Genomic DNA, 20,314 nt, shown 5'->3' with positions numbered 1-20,314 from the left:
CTTTACTGACAGCGCTGTCAGTTAGCAGTCACCGTGCTGACCGGGTTGGCGGGCTATAAAGAACGATCACCCTCCCAACCCTTTGCCCCGGCGCCCCACCCCATGCACATTCAACGAAAAACCGCCCTGATCGTGGCTGCCCTGGTGGTCGTGGCAGTTGCAGCCTGGGCCTTCAACCGACCGGCGAAAACCAAACTGGCGGTGTCCACCGCTATCCCGGTGCGAGTGGTGAGCGTCACACAGCAGGACATTCCTCGATTTGTCAGCGGTATCGGCTCGGTGCTGTCGCTGCACAGCGTGGTGATCCGCCCGCAAATCGACGGCATCCTCACCAAGCTGCTGGTCAAGGAGGGCCAATTGGTCAAGGCCGGTGACCTGCTGGCGACCATCGATGACCGCTCGATCCGCGCCAGCCTTGATCAGGCCAAGGCGCAGTTGGGCGAAAGCCAGGCGCAGTTGCAAGTGGCGTTGGTGAACCTCAAGCGCTACAAAGAGCTGAGCGTCGACGACGGCGTATCCAAGCAGACCTATGACCAGCAGCAAGCCCTGGTCAACCAGCTCAAGGCCACGGCGCAAGGTAATCAGGCCGCCATTGATTCGGCCCTGGTACAGCTGTCCTACACCCAGATTCGCTCGCCGGTGACTGGCCGTGTCGGCATTCGCACCGTGGATGAAGGCAACTTCCTGCGCATGAGTGATACTCAAGGCTTGTTCTCGGTGACGCAAATTGACCCGATCGCCGTGGAGTTCTCGTTGCCGCAACAAATGTTGCCGACCCTGCAAGGCTTGATCGCCGCGCCCACCCAAGCCAGCGTCGATGCCTACATGGGCGCCGACACCGACGGCCAGACCGGCGACCTGCTCGGCGAAGGGCACCTGAGCCTGATCGACAACCAGATCAGCTCCACCACCGGCACCCTGCGCGCCAAGGCTGAATTCAACAACGCTTCGCAGCGTCTGTGGCCGGGGCAACTGGTGACTATCAAGATCCAGACCGCCCTGGACAAGAACGCGCTGGTGGTACCACCGACCGTGGTGCAACGTGGGCTCGACGCGCATTTTGTGTACCGCGTCAACGGTGACAAGGTTGAGGTTGTGCCGGTGCAGGTGGCGTATCAGGACAGCGACGTGACCATCATCAAGGGCCTGCAAGCCGGTGATGTGCTGGTCAGCGACGGCCAGTCGCGGCTCAAGGCCGGTGCGCAAATCGAGGTGCTCAAAGAGCCACCACAAGTGATCCAGACCGCCCAGACCAAGGTGCAACCATGAGCGGCAGCCGTTCCCCGTCCGCCTGGTGCGTCGACCATCCGGTTGCCACCCTGTTGCTGACCTTTGCGCTGGTGTTGCTGGGGCTGATTGCCTTCCCGCGCCTGGCTGTGGCGCCGCTGCCGGAAGCGGAGTTCCCGACCATCCAGGTCACCGCCACCTTGCCCGGCGCCAGCCCGGACACCATGGCCTCATCCGTGGCCACGCCCTTGGAGGTGCAATTCAGCGCCATCCCTGGCATGACCCAGATGACCTCCAGCAGCGCCTTGGGTTCAAGCCTGCTGACCCTGCAATTCACCCTGAACAAAAGCATCGACACCGCCGCGCAGGAAGTGCAGGCGGCGATCAACACCGCCTCCGGCAAGCTGCCCAGCGACATGCCGAGCCTGCCGACCTGGAAGAAGGTCAACCCGGCCGACAGCCCGGTGCTGATCCTCAGCGTCAGCTCCGACAGCATGCCCAGCACCGAGCTGAGCGACTATGTAGAAACCTTGCTGGCGCGGCAGATCAGCCAGATTGACGGCGTTGGCCAGATCAATATCACCGGGCAGCAACGCCCGGCGATTCGCGTACAGGCTTCACCGGACAAACTCGCGGCCATCGGCCTGACCCTCGCCGATGTGCGCCTGGCCATCCAGCAGTCCAGCCTGAACCTGGCCAAAGGTGCGATTTACGGCAAGAACAGCGTGTCGACGATATCGACCAACGACCAGCTGTTTCACCCCGAGGAATACGGCCAACTGATCGTTTCCTACAAGAACGGCGCGCCGGTGCAGCTGCGTGATGTCGCCAAAGTCATCAACGGTTCGGAAAACGCCTACGTGCAGGCCTGGTCCGGTGACACGCCCGGGGTCAACCTGGTGATTTCGCGCCAGCCCGGCGCCAACATTGTCGAGACCGTGGACCGCATTCAAGCCGAACTGCCGCGCCTGGAAGGCATGCTGCCCGCCTCGGTGCAGGTCAGCGTGTTGACCGACCGCACCAAGACCATCCGCGCGTCCTTGCATGAAGTGGAAGTGACCCTGCTGATCGCCATCCTGCTGGTGGTGGCGGTGATGGCGCTGTTCCTGCGCCAATTGTCGGCGACGCTGATTGTGTCCAGCGTACTCGGCGTGTCGCTGATCGCCAGTTTCGCGCTGATGTATGTGCTGGGCTTCAGCTTGAATAACCTGACGCTGGTGGCGATCGTGATCGCCGTGGGCTTTGTGGTCGACGATGCCATCGTGGTGGTGGAGAACATTCACCGTCACCTGGAGGCGGGCCTGGATAAACGCGAGGCGGCAATCAAGGGCTCGGGCGAGATCGGCTTTACCGTGGTGTCCATCAGCTTCTCGCTGGTGGCGGCGTTTATTCCGCTGCTGTTCATGGGCGGTGTGGTCGGGCGGCTGTTCAAGGAGTTTGCGCTGACGGCCACCTCGACCATCCTGATTTCGGTGGTGGTTTCGCTGACTTTGGCGCCGACCCTGGCCGCGCTGTTCATGCGCGCGCCGACTCATCATGCCCATGACAAACCGGGCTTCAGCGAGCGCCTGCTCGCTGGCTACGCGCGCAACCTGCGCCGTGCGCTGGCGCATCAACGCAGCATGGCAGCGATCTTTATGCTGACCCTGGCGTTGGCCGTGGTCGGCTACGTGTTTATCCCCAAGGGTTTCTTCCCGGTGCAGGACACCGGCTTTGTACTCGGCACCAGCGAAGCGGCGGCCGATGTGTCGTACCCGGACATGGTCGCCAAGCACAAGGCGCTGGCCGAGATCGTCAAGGACGACCCGGCAGTGGCCGCGTTTTCCCACTCGGTGGGCGTGACCGGCAGCAACCAGACCATCGCCAACGGCCGTTTCTGGATCGCCTTGAAGGACCGCGGTGATCGCGATGTATCCGCCAGCCAGTTCATTGACCGCATCCGCCCCAAACTGGCCAAGGTGCCTGGCATCGTCTTGTACCTGCGCGCCGGCCAGGACATCAACTTGAGTTCCGGCCCAAGCCGCGCCCAGTATCAATATGTGCTCAAGAGCAACGACGGCGCGACGCTCAATACCTGGACCCAACGCCTGACCGAAAAACTGCGCGCCAACCCGGCCTTTCGCGACCTGTCCAACGACTTGCAACTGGGCGGCAGCATCACTCACATCAGCATCGACCGCCAGGCGGCGGCGCGCTTTGGCCTCACCGCTACCGATGTCGACCAGGCGCTGTATGACGCGTTCGGCCAGCGCCAGATCAACGAGTTCCAGACCGAGATCAACCAGTACCAGGTGGTGCTGGAACTCGACACTCAACAGCGCGGCAAGGCCGAAAGCCTGAACTACTTTTACCTGCGCTCACCGTTGACCAACGAGATGGTGCCGCTGTCGGCACTGGCCAAGGTCGACCCACCCAGCGTGGGGCCGTTGTCCATCAGCCATGACGGCATGTTCCCGGCCGCCAACCTGTCGTTTAACCTGGCACCCGGCGTGGCATTGGGTGATGCGGTGATCATGCTCAACCAGGCCAAAAACGAAATCGGCATGCCGACCACCCTGATCGGCACCTTCCAGGGTGCGGCCCAGGCGTTCCAAAGCTCTTTGGCCAGCCAACCGTGGCTGATCCTGGCGGCGCTGGTGGCGGTCTATATTATTTTGGGCGTGCTGTATGAGAGCTTCGTGCACCCGCTGACGATCATCTCCACCTTGCCCTCGGCGGGCTTGGGCGCGTTGATCATGCTGTGGTTGCTGGGCCAGGACTTTTCGATCATGGCCTTGATCGGGCTGGTGCTGCTGATCGGTATCGTCAAGAAAAACGGCATCCTGATGATCGACTTTGCCCTGGAGGCCCAGCGCGTGCGCGGGCTGCCACCTGAGGAGGCGATTTATGAAGCCTGCGTCACCCGGTTCCGGCCGATCATCATGACCACCCTCGCCGCCCTGCTCGGCGCCGTGCCGTTGATGCTGGGCTCCGGGCCAGGCGCCGAACTGCGCCAGCCGCTGGGGATCGCGGTGGTCGGCGGCCTGTTGGTGAGCCAGGCGCTGACGCTGTTCACCACACCGGTCATATACTTGTACCTTGAGAAGTTTTTCCACAGGCCCAAACCAGCGCTGGCGCTGGCGACCACACACTAAAGGCGGGGTCATGCGCGTCCTGATTATTGAAGATGAAGAGAAAACCGCGGACTACCTGCACCGCGGCCTGACGGAGCAAGGCTACACCGTCGATGTGGCGCGCGAAGGCGTCGAGGGCTTGCACCTGGCGCTGGAGAACGATTACGCGGTGATCGTACTCGACGTGATGCTGCCCGGCCTCGACGGCTTTGGTGTGTTGCGCGCACTGCGGGCACGCAAGCAGACGCCGGTGATCATGCTCACTGCTCGCGAGCGTGTGGAAGACCGCATCCGTGGCTTGCGTGAAGGCGCCGATGATTATTTGGGCAAACCGTTTTCGTTCCTCGAACTGGTGGCGCGCCTGCAAGCGCTGACCCGCCGCAGTGGCGGGCATGAGCCGGTGCAAGTCACCGTGGCCGACCTGTGGATCGACCTGATCAGCCGCAAGGCCAGCCGCAACGGCCTGCGCCTGGACCTGACCGCCAAAGAGTTCTCGCTGCTCAGCGTATTGGCACGGCGCCAGGGTGAAATCCTGTCCAAGACCGCGATTGCGGAAATGGTCTGGGACATCAATTTCGACAGCGACGCCAATGTGGTGGAAGTGGCGATCAAGCGCCTGCGCGCCAAGCTCGACGGGCCGTTCGAACACAAGTTGCTGCACACCATTCGTGGCATGGGTTATGTGCTGGAGAGCAGAAGTGTCGGCTAACTCCATCGCCCTGCGCCTGAGCGGCATGTTCACCTTGGTGGCGCTGCTGATTTTCGTGTTGATCGGCGGCGCGCTGTACCAGCAAGTGGATCGCGGCCTGGGCTTGTTGCCGGGCGCCGAACTGGATGCGCGCTACAGCGTGCTGGAATCCTCGGTGAACCGCTTCGGCACACCGGACCACTGGGCAAAAATCACCGCCAAGTTGAAGTTGCTCGGCGAAGAAGACCCGCGCATCCGCTTCTGGGTGGTGAGCAGCGACCCGAGCTACGAATACGGCAACCCCGACGCGCAGATCCGCGCATTCGCCCAAGGGCCGACCGGCAAACGCGACTTGCGCCTGCCTGGGCATGAATACCCGTTCAAGGTGTTGCTCAGCCAGTTCGCGGCCAAGGATCAACGCCCGCCGCTGCGCTTTATGATCGCCATCGACACCGAGAACTTCCGCGCCACTCAGCACCATCTGTTGATGGCCTTGATCGGCCTGGCCTGTGTCGGTGTGGCGCTGGCGGCACTGTTGGGCTTTTGGGTCTCGCGTATCGGCCTCAAGCCGCTGGGCAAACTTTCGGATGAAGCGCAAAAACTCGCACCGCCCAAACTCTCAGGGCGCCTGCAGTTGTCGCCCTTGCCGCCGGAGCTGAGCCAGTTCGTCAACTCGTTCAACTCCACGCTGGATCGGGTCGAACAGGCGTATTCGCGCCTGGAGTCGTTCAATGCCGATGTGGCCCACGAACTGCGCTCGCCGCTGACCAACCTGATCGGCCAGACCCAAGTGGCGCTCACCCGTGGTCGTTCGGCCGAGCATTACTTCGAGGTGCTGCAATCGAACCTCGAAGAGCTGGAACGCCTGCGTTCGATCATTAATGACATGCTGTTCCTGGCCAGCGCCGACCAGGGCAGCAAGGCCACCAAACTGATCGAAAGCTCCCTGGCCGATGAAGTCGCCACCACCCTCGACTACCTGGACTTCATCCTCGAGGACGCCCAAGTCAAAGTGCGCGTACACGGAGATGCCTTGGTGCACATCGAGAAAGCCCACCTGCGCCGCGCGCTGATCAACCTGCTGAGCAATGCGGTGCAGCACACTGCGCCGGGGCAGATCATCGAAGTGAGCATTGAGGTGCAGGAGCAGTGGGTGGCGATCGGGGTGACCAACCCCGGCGATGAGATCGCCCGTGAGCATTTGCCGCGCTTGTTTGAACGCTTCTACCGGGTGGACGCGTCGCGCAGTAACAGCGGCGCAAATCATGGGCTGGGGCTGGCGATCGTCAAGGCGATTGCATTGATGCACGGCGGTGATGTGTTTGTGCGCAGTGAGGGCGGTGGCAATACTTTTGGCATTACCTTGCCGGTCTGACTCACCAGAACACATCGATCCAGTGTGGGCCAGCTCCCACACAAGCCAGATCCCACATAGCCAGCTTCCCCACTGGATCTCAAGGGTCTGACTGTTGCGGTTTGGGCAACAGTCATTATCTTGTTACACTCTATATCGCACCGCTCACCTGCGTTACTTTGACGCACCGATGAGCGCGACGGCAAGGCAGCTTCCCGCTCACCCGAATTTCCCTCGACTTATTTCCAGGGCTCTACACTGGGAATCTGTTTAAAGCCGCTGACTTCAGCGGCTTTTTTTTGCCGTAAAAAAAGGCCAGGCACACCCCCACGACATTGGCCGTTTTCGATTGACCAAAGGAGCTAAACCGGTGAAGAACTCGCTGACGTTCACCCCGTTATTCCTCGCGATTGCAGCAACGATCGTCCCCCTTGCCCACGCAGCAGACTCGACCCCCGCTGACGGTTTCGTCGAAGGCTCAAGCCTGAAGATCAACACCCGCAACTACTACATGAACCGCGACCGCCGCGACACTCACACCGATGACAGCAAAGAATGGGGCCAGGGTTTCATCGGCACATTCGAATCCGGCTACACCCAAGGCACCGTCGGCTTTGGCCTGGACCTCAATGCCATGCTCGGCCTCAAGCTCGACGGCGGCGGTGGCACTGACGGTTCCAGCATCCTGCCTTACGGCAGCGGCAACGGCAAAGCGCCTGGCTCGTTCTCCACCGCCGGTGGCACTTTGAAAATGCGCGCCTTCGACACCGAACTCAAAGCCGGCGACCTGTTCCTCAACAACCCGGTGATCGCTGGCGGCATGACCCGCATGTTGCCGCAGACGTTCCGGGGTGTGAGCCTGGCCAACCACAGCTTCGATGGCTGGATGTTCGAAGGTGGCCAGGCCAGCTTTACCAAACTCTACAACCAGAGCGGCCACCGACGCATCGGCACCAGCTACGGCACCCTGCCCGCCAACGCCGACAGCCAGCACCTGAACTGGGCCGGTGTGTCCTTCAGCGGCGTCCCGGGCCTGACCAGCAACCTGTACGCCTCCGAACTCAAGGATGTATGGCACCAGTACTACTACGACCTGGACTACACCTACGCGCTGAACGATCTTGTCAGCCTCAACCCAGGCCTGCACTACTACCACACCCAGGACACCGGCCAGTCGTTGCTGGGCAGCATCGACAACAACACTTACAGCCTGCATTTCACCGTAGGTGTTGGTCACCACAGCGTCACCGCCGCGTACCAGCGGGTCAACGGCAACACGCCGTTCGACTACATCACCCAGGGCGACAGCGTGTACCTGGACAATTCCCAGCAATACTCGGACTTCAACGGCCCCAACGAGCGCTCGTGGAAGCTCAAGTACGCCTACGACTTTGCAGGCCTCGGCATGCCTGGGCTGACGTCCGCCGTGTCGTATATCAGCGGCAAGACCGACCTGACCAAGGTCGACCCCAACAGCCGCGGCTACAGCGCCTGGTACAGCGCCAACGGCAAAGACGCCAAGCACTGGGAACGCGACATCGACGTGAAGTACGTGGTGCAAGGCGGCAAAGCCAAGGACCTGGCCGTGCGCCTGCAATGGGCAACCAACCGCGGTGGCAATGGCTACTCGGCGGTGGACCGGGATGTGGATGAATACCGCGTGATTGTGGATTACCCGATCAACGTGTTTTAGGCATAAATCTGCCAGACGATGAATAGCTGATGTGGGAGCTGGCTTGTGTGGGAGCTGGCTTGCCTGCGATAGCATCGCTGCGGTGTTATAGATGTACCAGGTGTCTGCATCGCAGGCAAGCCAGCTCCCACCAAACCTGCGATTGCCTACTACGCTATTGGCATCCTCGAAGCAGAAGTACGCCCGATGAGCCCAAGTCTCTACCGACCCACCCCTCGCCCGGAACGCTTGCTGATCCTGGGCAGTTGCCTCACGGTCTTTGTGATCGTGGCGATCGTCACCGCGCTGCTGATTCGCGAACATGCCAACACCTTGCAGACCGCCAAGCGCACCGCCAATAACATCACCCAACTGATCGACGCCGATGTGCTGCGTAACGTCGAACTCTATGACATGGCCCTCAAGGGCCTGATCGCCGCCACCGAACGCAGTGACCTGCAGGGTGTGTCCGCCAGTATCCGCCATCTGGTGCTGTTCGATCGCTCTGCCGCTGCACCCTTCAAGGGCGACATTCTGTTGCTGGACCCCAGTGGTGAAGTGATAGCCGACTCCTCGCTGCTCACACCCAAGACCGGCAACTTCGCTGATCGCGATTATTTTCAGGCACACCGCAAAAACCCCGACCTGGGGCTGTATATCAGCCGCCCATTCCTGGCCCGTTGCGTGTGTGATGACCAGTGGCGCATCGCATTCAGCCGCCGCGTGTCATCGCCGGACGGGCGCTTCCTGGGCGTGGCGGTGGCCTCGATGCGCCTGTCGTACTTCCAACAGTTGTTCAGCGGCCTGAACATCGGAAGCAACGGCACCATCAACCTGATCAACCACCAAGGCATCCTGCTGGCGCAACAACCGCTGCTGGAAGTGGACATGATCGACAAGGACTTGAGCCAGCGGCCCAATGTCGCGCGTATGCTGCGTGAACGCGACGGCAGCTTTCGGGGCGTCTCCAGCGTCGACAACCAGCCACGGCTCTATAGTTTCTCGAATGTGGGCAGCTTGCCCTTAATTGTCGCGGTGGCGTTGTCCAGCGATGAAATCTTTGCCCCATGGCGGCGTGCCGCGTGGCTGGTCAGCATAGCAACGGGCGTGTTGTGCATCGGCCTGCTGTGGCTGACCTGGATGCTGAGCAAGGAGCTGCGTCGCCGTCATCGTGCCGAACAAGTGCTGTCAGAACTGGCAGCCACCGACGCCCTCACCGGCCTTGCCAACCGCCGTACCCTGGACCAGCGCCTGCGCCTGGAATGGGACCGCGCACAACGCTCAACCGAGCCGCTGAGCCTGCTGATGATCGACGTGGATCACTTCAAGGCCTTCAACGACCTGCATGGCCATCACGGCGGCGATGAGGCTTTGCGCGCGGTTGCCCAAGTGATCGAAGACAACATCCGCCGCCCGGCTGACCTGGCAGCGCGCTACGGTGGCGAAGAGTTTGCAGTGGTGCTGCCCCATACCGACGCCAAGGGTGCCTGGTTGATTGCCGAACATATCCGCAGCAGCGTCGAGCATTTGCCACGGGTGGCCGGTGCCGACGGGCCTATTACAGTGAGTATCGGCATGAGCACCTGGCAAAAGCGCAGCCGCATGGCACTTGAGGACTTGCTGCTCAATGCTGATCAGGCGCTGTATGAGGCCAAGCACACCGGGCGCAACCGCATTGTGGAGGCTGCGGCCCGCTAGGTGATCGTTCCCACGCGGAGCGTGGGAACGATCGGCATAAAAAAAAGGCCACCCGAAGGTGGCCTTTCAAAACTAAAGAAAGAGAGTTGTTACTTACACCGCCGCAACGGGACGCATGTAAGAGATCGGTGCGGTGCTGGCATCTTCGAAGGTCACTACTTCCCAAGCGTCTGTCTGCTCAATCAACTTGCGCAGCAGCTGGTTGTTAAGGGCGTGGCCCGACTTGAAGCCTTTGAACTCGCCTATCAGGCTATTGCCCAGCAGGTAGAGGTCACCGATTGCATCGAGGATCTTGTGCTTCACGAATTCGTCTTCATAGCGAAGGCCGTCTTCGTTCAGTACACCATCCGCGTCGACCACAATGGCGTTTTCAACGCTGCCGCCGAGTGCGAGGTTGTGCTTGCGCAGGTACTCGATGTCACTCATGAAACCAAAGGTACGGGCGCGGCTGACTTCTTTTACGAACGAAGTGCTGGAAAAATCCACGCTTGCACTTTGGGTGCGGTCACGGAATACCGGGTGATCGAAATCGATCTCAAAGCTCACTTTAAAGCCTTCGAACGGGACGAAGGTGGCGCGCTTGTCGCCGTCTTCTACTGTCACTTCCCGCAGAATGCGAATGAACTTCTTGGCTGCGTCCTGTTCTTCCAGGCCGGCAGATTGAATCAAGAATACGAAGGGTCCAGCGCTGCCATCCATGATGGGGACTTCGGACGCGGAGAGCTCGACGTAGGCGTTATCGATGCCCAGGCCAGCCATGGCCGAGAGCAAGTGCTCCACCGTGTCCACTTTGACGTCACCGTTGACCAACGTGGTCGACATCGTGGTTTCGCCAACATTTTCCGCGCGAGCAGGAATCTGCACCACAGGGTCCAGGTCGGCACGAACAAACACGATGCCGGTGTCGACAGGTGCGGGCTTGAGGGTCAGGTATACCTTCTCCCCGGAGTGCAGACCTACACCTGTGGCACGGATAATATTCTTCAGGGTGCGTTGTTTAATCATGGCTTGGACCGCTTCAGCGCAAATTGCGAACTGGTATCAACAAAGGCTGGCGATAATAACAGACCAGACCTTTGCTGAACACCAATCACCTTCATAGCCCTGATACATTCCATTAATCGGCCTGACGACGCAAGAATGCCGGGATGTCCAGGTAGTCCAGGTCATCTTGCGGATTCGGGCTACGGGACGCCGCAGCACCGGCCTGAGCCTGGTTGCGCATCACGGTCGGACGGTCCAGGTCACGATAGTTCACAGACGGCAGTTCCTGGCGCGCAGGCGCTGGAGCGGCAGCTTGCTGGCTGGCGTGGCTGTTGTGGCCGGTGTGAACGGTATTGTCGATGACCTTTACAGGCTTCTCGATTTTTGCGCCCAGGCCGGTGGCAACCACGGTCACGTGCAGTTCGTCGCGCATGTCCGGGTCGATAACGGTACCGACTTTGACCATCGCGTGCTCGGAAGCGAAGGCTTCGATGATGCTACCCACGTCGGAGTACTCACCCAGGGACAGGTCAGGGCCGGCGGTGATGTTCACCAGGATGCCGCGTGCACCTTGCAGGTTCACGTCTTCGAGCAACGGGTTGCGGATCGCCGCTTCAGTGGCTTCACGTGCACGGTTCGGACCGCTGGCGCAGCCAGTGCCCATCATCGCCATGCCCATTTCGCTCATCACGGTACGCACGTCGGCAAAGTCGACGTTGATCATGCCTGGGCGCTTGATGATGTCGGAGATACCGCGAACGGCACCGGCCAGTACATCGTCAGCCTTGGCGAATGCGGACAGCAGGCTTGCGTCCTTGCCCAGGATGGTCAGCAGTTTCTCGTTGGGAATGGTGATCAACGAGTCGACGCTTTCAGACAGCAGACGGATACCTTCGTCGGCGATCTGCATGCGCTTGCGACCTTCGAACGGGAACGGACGCGTCACGACAGCAACGGTCAGAATCCCCATTTCCTTGGCCACTTCGGCAATGATCGGAGCAGCACCGGTACCGGTACCGCCGCCCATGCCGGTGGTGATGAACACCATGTTGGTGCCTTGCAGCACTTCCGCAATACGCTCGCGGTCTTCCAGCGCGGCTTGACGGCCGACTTCCGGGTTGGCGCCAGCGCCGAGGCCCTTGGTCACGGCTGTGCCCAATTGCAGGATGGTCCGCGCGCCGATGCTTTTCAGCGCTTGGGCATCAGTGTTGGCGCAGATGAATTCAACGCCTTCAATGTTGCTCTTGACCATGTGATTGACAGCGTTGCCGCCGCCACCGCCAACACCGATTACTTTGATAACCGGGCTTGCGGGGATGTTGTCTACGAGTTCGAACATGTTCCCTCTCCTTTCGTTTTCTCTAGTTTTTTCGCCTACTACTTACTGCGGTGTTGCGGTAAATCTTTAGAAATTGCCTTTTACCCAAGCCTGCAACCGCTCGAACAACGGCGCTTTGGCTTCATCGTCGCCACCACGGTAGCTGTCACGGATGCTCGGGCCCGACAGGGAAATGCCGTCGGTCTGCTTTTGCAGCCCGTACAACAGCAAGCCCACGCCGGTGGAATAAATCGGGTTGCGCACTACGTCGCCCAGGCCTTTGACGCCATGGGGCACGCCCAGGCGCACTGGCATATGGAAGATTTCCTCGGCCAGTTCGACCGCGCCTTCCATCTTCGAGGTGCCACCGGTCAGCACGATGCCGGCCGGGATCAAATCTTCGTAGCCGCTGCGGCGCAGCTCAGCCTGGATCAGGGTGAACAGCTCGTCGTAGCGTGGTTCGACCACTTCGGCCAGGGCCTGGCGCGACAGTTCGCGCGGTGGACGGTCGCCCACGCTCGGCACCTTGATGGTTTCACCGGCACCGGCCAGTTTGGCCAGGGCGCAGGCGTAGCGGATCTTGATTTCTTCGGCGTACTGGGTCGGTGTACGCAGCGCCATGGCGATGTCGTTGGTGACCTGGTCGCCCGCAATCGGGATCACGGCGGTGTGACGGATCGCACCTTCGGTGAAGATCGCGATGTCGGTGGTGCCACCGCCGATGTCGACCAGGCACACGCCCAGCTCTTTTTCGTCGTCGGTGAGTACTGAGTAGGCCGAGGCCAACTGCTCAAGAATGATGTCGTCGATTTCCAGGCCGCAGCGGCGCACGCATTTTTCAATGTTCTGTGCGGCGTTGACGGCACAGGTCACCACGTGAACCTTGGCTTCCAGGCGCACGCCCGACATGCCCAGCGGCTCACGCACGCCTTCCTGGTTATCGATCACGTAGTCCTGCGGCAAGGTGTGCAGCACGCGCTGGTCAGCCGGGATCGCCACGGCCTGGGCGGCGTCGAGTACGCGTTCAAGGTCGGCCGAGCTGACTTCACGATCACGGATCGCCACGATGCCGTGGGAGTTCAGGCTACGGATATGGTTGCCGGCCACGCCGACGAACGCCGAGTGAATCCGGCAACCGGCCATCAGCTGCGCTTCTTCAATGGCGCGCTGGATCGACTGCACGGTGGACTCGATGTTCACCACCACGCCCTTCTTCAGGCCCCGGGACGGATGCGTGCCGATACCGACGATTTCGATCACACCGTCTTCCCCGACCTCGCCGACCAGCGCCACCACCTTGGAGGTGCCGATATCGAGACCGACGATCATTTTTCCGCTTTGCACGTTTGCCATGGGTCCTGCCTCTTCTTAATTCTTCGCGACAGCGGGTTTGGCTGTCGTCGGCGCAGCTGGTTCACGCCAGCCGACGGCCAGGCCGTTGGCGTAACGCAGGTCGACGCTCGCAATGTTCGTAATCTGTTCTTTCAAGGTCTTGTCATAGATGGCAATAAAGCGGCGCATCTTTTCCACCAAGCGGTCGCGTCCCAGCAACAACTCGATGCCCGGGCCGGAACTGCCTGCCCCGGTGGTCAAAAACCAGCTGCCCCGCTCACGCAATTCCAGGCGTGCGATGGAGAAACCCAGTGGCCGCAGCATCTGGCTCAGCGCCTGGTACTGCTGCATCACTTGCTGCTGCGCCCGCTGTGGCCCGAACAACTGCGGCAGGTGCTCATAGTTGGCCACCTCACGCGGCGCGAACGCCTGGCCCTGGTTGTTCAACAGTGCGCCATCGCCCCAACGGGCCACGGGCAGTTGTTCTTCCAGACGAATCGTCACCTGGTCCGGCCATACACGGCGGACTTCGGCGTGAGCGATCCACGGCATCTGTTCCAGTTCTGCGCGCATACCCGCCAGGTCGATGGTAAAGAAGCTCGCCGCCAGGTACGGGCCGATGCGCTGCTGTACCGCTTGCTGGCTGATGTAGCTCAAGTCGCCCTGCACGCTGATCTTGGTGATCGGCCGGTCGGCATACGGCAACAGGCGTTGTGCGCCCTCGTAAGTACCGAAGCCCAACGCCACCAGCAACACCGGCCAGAACAGCGCTTTGAGAAAACCAAAGTTGGCTTTCGGCAGGCGCGCCGACATCGGCTCTTTAGCCACCATTCGGCTGGCACCTCGAGGCACCGGCTTGCGGCTGGGCACTGGAGGTTGCTGATGACGAAGCGATGCGCCGTTCATGGGGTTAGCCTCTTGGCTCAATGCTTGCGGCCAGAATCGCCAGCACTAACTGCTGGAAGTCCAGACCGGCAGCACGGGCTGCCATAGGTACCAGGCTGTGATCGGTCATGCCGGGAGCGGTGTTGACTTCAAGGAACCAGAAATTCCCTTGGTCATCCTGCATCACGTCTGCCCGCGCCCAACCGGCGATACCCAGTGCCTCACAGGCTTTCGCCGTGAGGTCCATCAATTCCTGTTCCTTGGTTGCGTCGAGGCCACACGGGATCCGGTACTGAGTATCGGAAGCCACGTACTTGGCGTCGTAGTCGTAAAAGGTGTGGGGCGTGCCCAATGCGATAGGCGGCAATACCTGGCCACGCAGGGTGGCGATGGTGTACTCGGGACCTTGGATCCACTGTTCCACCAACACTTGCGAATCGTAGGTACTTGCCGCTTTCCATGCGTCGATCAATTCGGCGGCCGAGTTCACTTTGGCCATGCCGATACTGGAGCCTTCATGGGCAGGTTTGACGATCAAAGGCAGGCCCAGTTCCTTGGCTGCAGAAATACAATCGTCTTCGCTGCACAGCACGCTGTGACGTGGGGTTGGAATACCCAAGCTGTGCCACACCTGCTTGGTGCGCAACTTGTCCATGGCCAGTGCCGAAGCGAGGATTCCGCTGCCGGTGTAAGGGATGCCAGCGCACTCGAGCAAGCCTTGCATGCTGCCGTCTTCACCGCCACGGCCGTGCAGGATGATGAAGGCACGGTCGATCTTCTCGGCCTGCAAGCGGGCAAGGAAATCATCGCCCACATCGATACCGAATGCGTTTACGCCGGCGCTTTGCAGCGCTTCCAGTACGGCATTGCCGGACTTGAGCGAGACTTCGCGCTCAGCGCTCTTGCCGCCGAACAATACCGCTACGCGGCCGAAGTCGGCAGGCGTGATGGTCGAGAACAGGGTGTCGTAATGCGTGATCATTTCGACTTCCCCTTTGCAGCCGCAAACAGCGGGCTGGCGAGCAGCTTGGGCGCAAGGCCACCGATATCACCGGCGCCCTGGCACAGCAGGATGTCACCGGCACGCAGCAGCGGCTTGACGATCGGCGCCAGGTCCACACCGCGCTCGATGTAGATTGGGTCCAACTGGCCACGCTGACGGATGCTGTTGCACAGCTTGCGGCTGTCGGCGCCCGGAATCGGCTCTTCACCGGCCGGGTAGACTTCCATCAGCAGCAGCACGTTGGCATCGGCCAATACATTCACAAAGTCGTCGTACAGGTCGCGGGTGCGGCTGTAGCGATGCGGCTGGTAAACCATCACCAGACGGCGCTCCGGCCAGCCACCGCGCACGGCTTTAATAACGGCTGCAACTTCAGTTGGGTGGTGACCGTAGTCGTCCACCAGCATCACGTCGCCGCCTTCTACCGGCAGTTGACCGTAGACCTGGAAGCGCCGGCCGACACCGGCAAAGCGCGACAGGCCTTCGACGATGGCTTCATCGCTGACGCCTTCATCGGAAGCAATGCAAATGGTCGCCAGCGAATTCAATACGTTGTGGTTGCCCGGCATGTTCACCGATACGTCCAACGGCTCGCGGTCAGGGCGCAGCACGGTGAAGAAGGTTTGCATGCCTTCCTGGCGCACATTGATCGCGCGCACGTCGGCGTCTTCGCTGAAGCCGTAGGTCACGGTTGGGCGTTTGACCGATGGCAGGATCTCACGCACCACCGGATCGTCCAGGCACACCACGGCCAAACCGTAGAACGGCAGGTTGTGCAGGAACTCGACGAAGGTTTTCTTCAACTTGTTGAAGTCACCGTCGTAGGTGGCCATGTGGTCTTCGTCGATGTTGGTCACCACAGCGACCAGCGGCTGCAGGTGCAGGAAGCTCGCATCACTTTCATCGGCTTCGGCGATCAGGTAACGGCTGGTGCCGAGCTGGGCATTGGTGCCGGCTGCATTCAGGCGGCCACCAATCACGAAGGTCGGGTCCAGGCCACCGGCGGCGAACACCGAGGCGATCAGGCTGGTGGTGGTGGTTTTGCCGTGCGTACCGGCCACGGCGATACCGTGGCGATAGCGCATCAGCTCGGCCAGCATCTCGGCGCGTGGCACCACTGGAATACGGCGCTCAAGGGCGGTGGCCACTTCCGGGTTGGAGGTGTTCACGGCGCTGGACACCACCAGCACGTCAGCCTCGGCGGCGTTCTCGGCGCGGTGGCCGATAAAGATCTGTGCGCCGAAGGTTTTCAGGCGATCGGTCACCGGCGACTCTTTCAAGTCTGAGCCGGACACTTGATAGCCCAGGTTCAGCAGTACTTCGGCAATCCCGCACATGCCCACGCCGCCGATGCCGACGAAGTGGATACGACGGATGCGGCGCATTTCGGGCTGCGGCATGGCTTTCTGATTCTCAACCATGGGCCACCTCCAGGCAGATATCGACCACGGTGCGGGTTGCGTCAGGTTTAGCCAGGCGGCTTGCGGTGCTCGCCATGCTGTTGAGTCGTTCCGGTTGCATCAAAACCTCGGTCAGGCGTGCGGCCAAATCGGCGGCGCCAGTCGTTCTTTGCGGCAGCAGGAAGGCAGCGCCCTCCCCGGCCAAATATTCGGCGTTGCGGGTCTGGTGATCGTCGATGGCGTGGGGCAAAGGCACCAGCAAGGACGGCAGACCGGCGGCGGCCAATTCACTGACGGTCAGCGCACCAGCGCGACAGACCACCAGGTCGGCCCAGCCATAGGCATGGGCCATGTCTTTGATGAAAGGCTGTACATTCGCCTCGACACCGGCCTCGCGATAGCGGGCAGCGGTGATTTCATCGTGGTTTTTACCGGCCTGGTGGAACACTTCGGGACGCAGGTCCACGGGCAGCAGCGCCAAGGCTTCGGGCAGCAGTTTGTTCAACGGCTCCGCGCCCAGGCTTCCGCCCAGGATCAGCAAGTGTGGCTTACGGCCCTCCAGCGCCTGACGAGCAATGGCCATGAACAGTTCGGTGCGCACCGGGTTGCCGGTGGTACGCAACTTGTCCGAGGCGCCAAAGGTCTTCGGGAACGCCTCGCACACTCGGCTGGCCAACGGCACCAACAGGCGGTTGGCAGTGCCGGCAACGGCGTTCTGTTCGTGCACGATCACCGGTACGCCAGCGAGCTTGGCGGCCACACCACCAGGGCCAGTCACATAACCACCAAAGCCCAGCACGCACACCGGCTTCAACTCACGAATCACTTTGCGCGCCTGCCACACCGCCTTGAGCAACACGAACGGTGCCTTGAGCAGGGACAACTTGCCCTTGCCACGCAAGCCGGTGACGTTGATCAAGTGCAGCGGCAAGCCGGCATTCGGGACCAATTCGTTTTCGATGCCACGTGGCGTACCGAGCCAATGCACGGTGTAGCCACGGTTCTGGAATTCGCGCGCGCAAGCCAGGGCCGGGAACACATGGCCCCCGGTGCCGCCTGCCATGATCAGCACGTTAGCGCCCATGGTCCGGCTCCTCGGCAAAATCGCTCTCGCTGAATTCCATCTCTTCGCTGCCCAGGTGGGTGCGACTCTCCCACTCGATGCGCAGCAGCAAGCCCAGGCACACGCAGCAGATGACCAACGAGCTGCCGCCGTAGCTGAGAAACGGCAGGGTCAAACCCTTGGTCGGCAAGCGACCGATGTTTACCCCGATGTTGATCAGCACCTGACCAATCCACAAAAACGCCAAGCCGTAGGCGACATAAGCTGCGAAAAACTGCTTGGCTTTCTCGGCCCAAAGACCGATGTAAAGCGCCCGTACGCAGACGAACATGAACAGTGCAACGGTGCACAGGGAACCCACGGCACCGAGTTCTTCGGCCAGCACGGAGAACACGAAGTCGGTATGCGCTTCCGGCAGGTAGAACTGCTTCTGCACGCTATTGCCCAGCCCAACACCCAGCCATCCGCCGCGACCAAAGGCGATCAGCGCCTGGGTCAACTGGTAGCCGGAGCCGAACTGATCGGACCAGGGGTCGGTAAAGGTAATCAGGCGCGCCATACGGTACGGTTGTGCTTCCACTAGCAGGTAAACCGCGACCACCGCCAGCACCACCATCATGGCGAACCGGAACAAGCCCACACCGCCGAGAAACAGCATCGCCGCCGCCGCGCCCATCATTACGACGGTGGCACCGAAGTCGGGCTCCATCAGCAACAGGCCAGCCATGGGCAGCAGCACGATGAACGGCTTGAAGAAGCCCATCCAGCTTTCGCGTACTTCTTTCTGGCGACGGACCAGGTAACCGGCGAGGTAGATCACCACGAACACCTTGGCGATTTCCGACGGCTGCACGTTAAACGCGCCGAAGCCGATCCAGCGCATCGAACCGTTCACCTCACGGCCGATGCCGGGCAGGATCACCATGATCAACAAACCAAACGCGCCGATCAGCATCAGCCAACCCAGGCGTTGCCAGGTAGCGATGGGGATCATCATGGTGACGATGCAGGCGCCGAGACCGATCACCAGGTACACCAGGTGACGGATCATCATGTACAGGGTGTTGCCCGACTGCACTGCGGCCACTTCCGAGGACGCCGAAGTGATCATGACCAACCCCAGACCCAGCAGCGCCAGGCAGCCGGCGAGCATTGGGAAGTCGAGGTCGATACCGCGACCTGTGATGATCGGCGACGGGTACGGCTTGATAATATTTCTGAAATTCATGCCAAGGCCTCCACGGCGCGAGCGAACAGCTGGCCGCGCTCTTCGTAGTTCTTGAACATGTCGAAACTGGCGCACGCCGGCGACAGCAACACCGCATCCCCCGGCTGGGCCAGGGCTTTGCATTGGGCAATCGCATCGTCCAGCGAGGTGGCGCGTACCTGCGGTACTGCGTCGCCCAACGCGGCGGCGATCAAGTCCGAGTCACGGCCGATCAGCACCACGGCGCGGCAATGTGCAGCCACCGGGCCTTTAAGGTCTTTGAAGTCGGCACCCTTGCCGTCGCCACCGGCGATCAGCACAAGCTTGCCGTCGATATCAGCGCCGAGCCCTTCGATGGCAGCCAGTGCGGCACCCACGTTGGTGGCCTTGGAATCGTTGTAGTAGCTCACGCCATTGAGGTCGCGTACCCACTGGCAGCGATGCTCGAGGCCGCCGAAGGTGCGCAGGCTCGACAGCATCGCATCAAATGGCAGGCCGACGGCGTGACCCAACGCCAGGGCCGCCAATGCATTGGATTGGTTGTGCGCGCCACGGATTTTCAATTCACGTACCGGCATCAGGTTCTGGAATTCGAAGGCCAGGTATTTCTCGCCGTTCTCTTCGCGAATGCCGAAGGCTTTGAAATCCGGTTTGCCCAGGCCAAAGGTCCAGCAGGGCATGCCTTCGCCCATCAGCGGACGGCTCAGGGCATCCTGGCGGTTGACCACAAATTGCCTGGCACCACGGAAAATCCGGTGCTTGGCCAGGTGGTACGCCGGCAGGCCGCTGTAGCGGTCCATGTGGTCTTCACTCACGTTCAACACGGTGGCGACTTCAGCCCCCAGATCGTGGGTGGTTTCGAGCTGGAAGCTCGACAGTTCCATCACGTACAACTCGATGTCGTCACTGAGCAGGTCCAGCGCTGGCGTGCCGAGGTTACCGCCCACGGCCACGCGCTTGCCGGCCGCAGCCGCCATCTCGCCGACCAGGGTGGTCACGGTGCTTTTCGCGTTGGAGCCGCTGATGGCCACGATCGGTGCCTTCGCATAGCGCGCAAACAGGTCGATGTCGCCGGACAGCTTCACGCCACGTGCCGCTGCCGCTTGCAGGGCCGGTGTCGCCAAGGCCAGGCCGGGGCTCACGTAGAGCTCGTCGGCACGGCACAGAAACTCGACATCCAGCTCGCCACAACGCACTTCCACGTGCGGGTAGTCACGGCGCAGCGTGACCAGCTCCGGTGGATTTTCCCGCGTGTCGGCCACGGCAAACGACGTGCCCCGGTTCGCCAGGAAGCGAACCAGGGACATGCCGCTCTTGCCGAGGCCGACAACGATGCGGAAGTGGTCTGAAGCGATCAGGGACACTCGTTT

Annotated in this window: 15 protein-coding genes; 6 read left to right on the top strand and 9 right to left on the bottom strand. The window is 61.2% G+C overall.

The window, feature by feature from the left end; translation table 11 throughout:
• Positions 1-102: 102 nt before the first annotated feature.
• The 6 genes from HBO23_RS01550 (at position 103) to HBO23_RS01525 (ending at position 9,752) form a co-directional block, all read left to right on the top strand.
• On the top strand, positions 103-1,269 hold the full coding sequence (locus tag HBO23_RS01550) for an efflux RND transporter periplasmic adaptor subunit (RefSeq protein ID WP_170036291.1): 1,167 nt from the start codon (positions 103-105) through the stop codon (positions 1,267-1,269).
• Positions 1,266-4,361 (top strand): multidrug efflux RND transporter permease subunit, encoded by a 3,096-nt coding sequence (locus HBO23_RS01545; RefSeq protein ID WP_017138175.1) that lies wholly within the window; start codon positions 1,266-1,268, stop codon positions 4,359-4,361. The genes HBO23_RS01550 and HBO23_RS01545 overlap by 4 nt, the downstream gene beginning before the upstream one ends.
• Positions 4,362-4,371: 10 nt before the next feature.
• A complete protein-coding gene (locus HBO23_RS01540) occupies positions 4,372-5,049 on the top strand; it encodes a heavy metal response regulator transcription factor (RefSeq protein ID WP_017138176.1) in 678 nt (225 codons plus the stop codon).
• Positions 5,039-6,403 (top strand): heavy metal sensor histidine kinase, encoded by a 1,365-nt coding sequence (locus tag HBO23_RS01535; protein ID WP_099548413.1) that lies wholly within the window; start codon positions 5,039-5,041, stop codon positions 6,401-6,403. Before HBO23_RS01540 ends, HBO23_RS01535 begins: the two co-directional genes overlap by 11 nt.
• A 349-nt stretch (positions 6,404-6,752) precedes the next feature.
• Entirely contained in the window at positions 6,753-8,075 is a 1,323-nt protein-coding gene (locus HBO23_RS01530) for an OprD family porin (RefSeq protein WP_017138178.1), read from the top strand.
• A gap of 186 nt (positions 8,076-8,261) precedes the next feature.
• Positions 8,262-9,752: a diguanylate cyclase gene (locus HBO23_RS01525; RefSeq protein ID WP_026013783.1), complete on the top strand. Its 1,491-nt coding sequence runs from the start codon at positions 8,262-8,264 to the stop codon at positions 9,750-9,752.
• A gap of 93 nt (positions 9,753-9,845) precedes the next feature.
• Here HBO23_RS01525 and lpxC read toward each other — a convergent pair whose 3' ends face one another.
• From lpxC to murD, 9 genes are all read right to left on the bottom strand, one after another.
• Positions 9,846-10,757: a UDP-3-O-acyl-N-acetylglucosamine deacetylase gene (gene lpxC, locus HBO23_RS01520; RefSeq protein WP_003171886.1), complete on the bottom strand. Its 912-nt coding sequence runs from the start codon at positions 10,755-10,757 to the stop codon at positions 9,846-9,848.
• 112 nt (positions 10,758-10,869) lie between these two features.
• Entirely contained in the window at positions 10,870-12,075 is a 1,206-nt protein-coding gene (gene ftsZ, locus HBO23_RS01515) for a cell division protein FtsZ (RefSeq protein ID WP_017138180.1), read from the bottom strand.
• A 66-nt stretch (positions 12,076-12,141) separates the two neighbouring features.
• Positions 12,142-13,407, bottom strand: a complete 1,266-nt coding sequence (gene ftsA / locus HBO23_RS01510; protein WP_017138181.1) for a cell division protein FtsA — start codon at positions 13,405-13,407, stop codon at positions 12,142-12,144.
• A gap of 15 nt (positions 13,408-13,422) precedes the next feature.
• The gene (locus HBO23_RS01505; RefSeq protein WP_017138182.1) at positions 13,423-14,292 is read right to left on the bottom strand and encodes a cell division protein FtsQ/DivIB; all 870 of its coding nucleotides are present in this window, start codon (positions 14,290-14,292) and stop codon (positions 13,423-13,425) included.
• 4 nt (positions 14,293-14,296) lie between these two features.
• On the bottom strand, positions 14,297-15,253 hold the full coding sequence (locus HBO23_RS01500; RefSeq protein ID WP_017138183.1) for a D-alanine--D-alanine ligase: 957 nt from the start codon (positions 15,251-15,253) through the stop codon (positions 14,297-14,299).
• Entirely contained in the window at positions 15,250-16,695 is a 1,446-nt protein-coding gene (murC, locus tag HBO23_RS01495) for a UDP-N-acetylmuramate--L-alanine ligase (RefSeq protein WP_017138184.1), read from the bottom strand. Before murC ends, HBO23_RS01500 begins: the two co-directional genes overlap by 4 nt.
• The gene (gene murG / locus HBO23_RS01490) at positions 16,688-17,758 is read right to left on the bottom strand and encodes an undecaprenyldiphospho-muramoylpentapeptide beta-N-acetylglucosaminyltransferase (RefSeq protein ID WP_017138185.1); all 1,071 of its coding nucleotides are present in this window, start codon (positions 17,756-17,758) and stop codon (positions 16,688-16,690) included. The genes murC and murG overlap by 8 nt, the downstream gene beginning before the upstream one ends.
• On the bottom strand, positions 17,748-18,965 hold the full coding sequence (gene ftsW / locus HBO23_RS01485) for a putative lipid II flippase FtsW (RefSeq protein WP_020372698.1): 1,218 nt from the start codon (positions 18,963-18,965) through the stop codon (positions 17,748-17,750). The genes murG and ftsW overlap by 11 nt, the downstream gene beginning before the upstream one ends.
• Positions 18,962-20,308, bottom strand: coding sequence for a UDP-N-acetylmuramoyl-L-alanine--D-glutamate ligase (murD, locus tag HBO23_RS01480; protein WP_170036289.1), 1,347 nt, complete (start codon positions 20,306-20,308; stop codon positions 18,962-18,964). Before murD ends, ftsW begins: the two co-directional genes overlap by 4 nt.
• Positions 20,309-20,314: the final 6 nt, after the last annotated feature.

This window comes from Pseudomonas sp. WS 5532, assembly GCF_012985445.1.
Classification (GTDB): Bacteria; Pseudomonadota; Gammaproteobacteria; order Pseudomonadales; family Pseudomonadaceae; genus Aquipseudomonas; species Aquipseudomonas edaphica.
The sequence above is the reverse complement of the archived record's forward strand: the minus strand, read 5'-3'. Positions and strand labels throughout refer to the sequence as shown.

Excerpts from the sequence above, each read along its gene's own strand:
- HBO23_RS01550 (WP_170036291.1), top strand. The coding sequence starts at position 103 with ATGCACATTCAACGAAAAACCGCCCTGATCGTGGCTGCCCTGGTGGTC.
- HBO23_RS01545 (WP_017138175.1), top strand. The coding sequence starts at position 1,266 with ATGAGCGGCAGCCGTTCCCCGTCCGCCTGGTGCGTCGACCATCCGGTT.
- HBO23_RS01540 (WP_017138176.1), top strand. The coding sequence starts at position 4,372 with ATGCGCGTCCTGATTATTGAAGATGAAGAGAAAACCGCGGACTACCTG.
- HBO23_RS01525 (WP_026013783.1), top strand. The coding sequence starts at position 8,262 with ATGAGCCCAAGTCTCTACCGACCCACCCCTCGCCCGGAACGCTTGCTG.
- lpxC (WP_003171886.1), bottom strand. The coding sequence starts at position 10,757 with ATGATTAAACAACGCACCCTGAAGAATATTATCCGTGCCACAGGTGTA.
- ftsZ (WP_017138180.1), bottom strand. The coding sequence starts at position 12,075 with ATGTTCGAACTCGTAGACAACATCCCCGCAAGCCCGGTTATCAAAGTA.
- ftsA (WP_017138181.1), bottom strand. The coding sequence starts at position 13,407 with ATGGCAAACGTGCAAAGCGGAAAAATGATCGTCGGTCTCGATATCGGC.
- HBO23_RS01505 (WP_017138182.1), bottom strand. The coding sequence starts at position 14,292 with ATGAACGGCGCATCGCTTCGTCATCAGCAACCTCCAGTGCCCAGCCGC.
- HBO23_RS01500 (WP_017138183.1), bottom strand. The coding sequence starts at position 15,253 with ATGATCACGCATTACGACACCCTGTTCTCGACCATCACGCCTGCCGAC.
- murC (WP_017138184.1), bottom strand. The coding sequence starts at position 16,695 with ATGGTTGAGAATCAGAAAGCCATGCCGCAGCCCGAAATGCGCCGCATC.
- murG (WP_017138185.1), bottom strand. The coding sequence starts at position 17,758 with ATGGGCGCTAACGTGCTGATCATGGCAGGCGGCACCGGGGGCCATGTG.
- ftsW (WP_020372698.1), bottom strand. The coding sequence starts at position 18,965 with ATGAATTTCAGAAATATTATCAAGCCGTACCCGTCGCCGATCATCACA.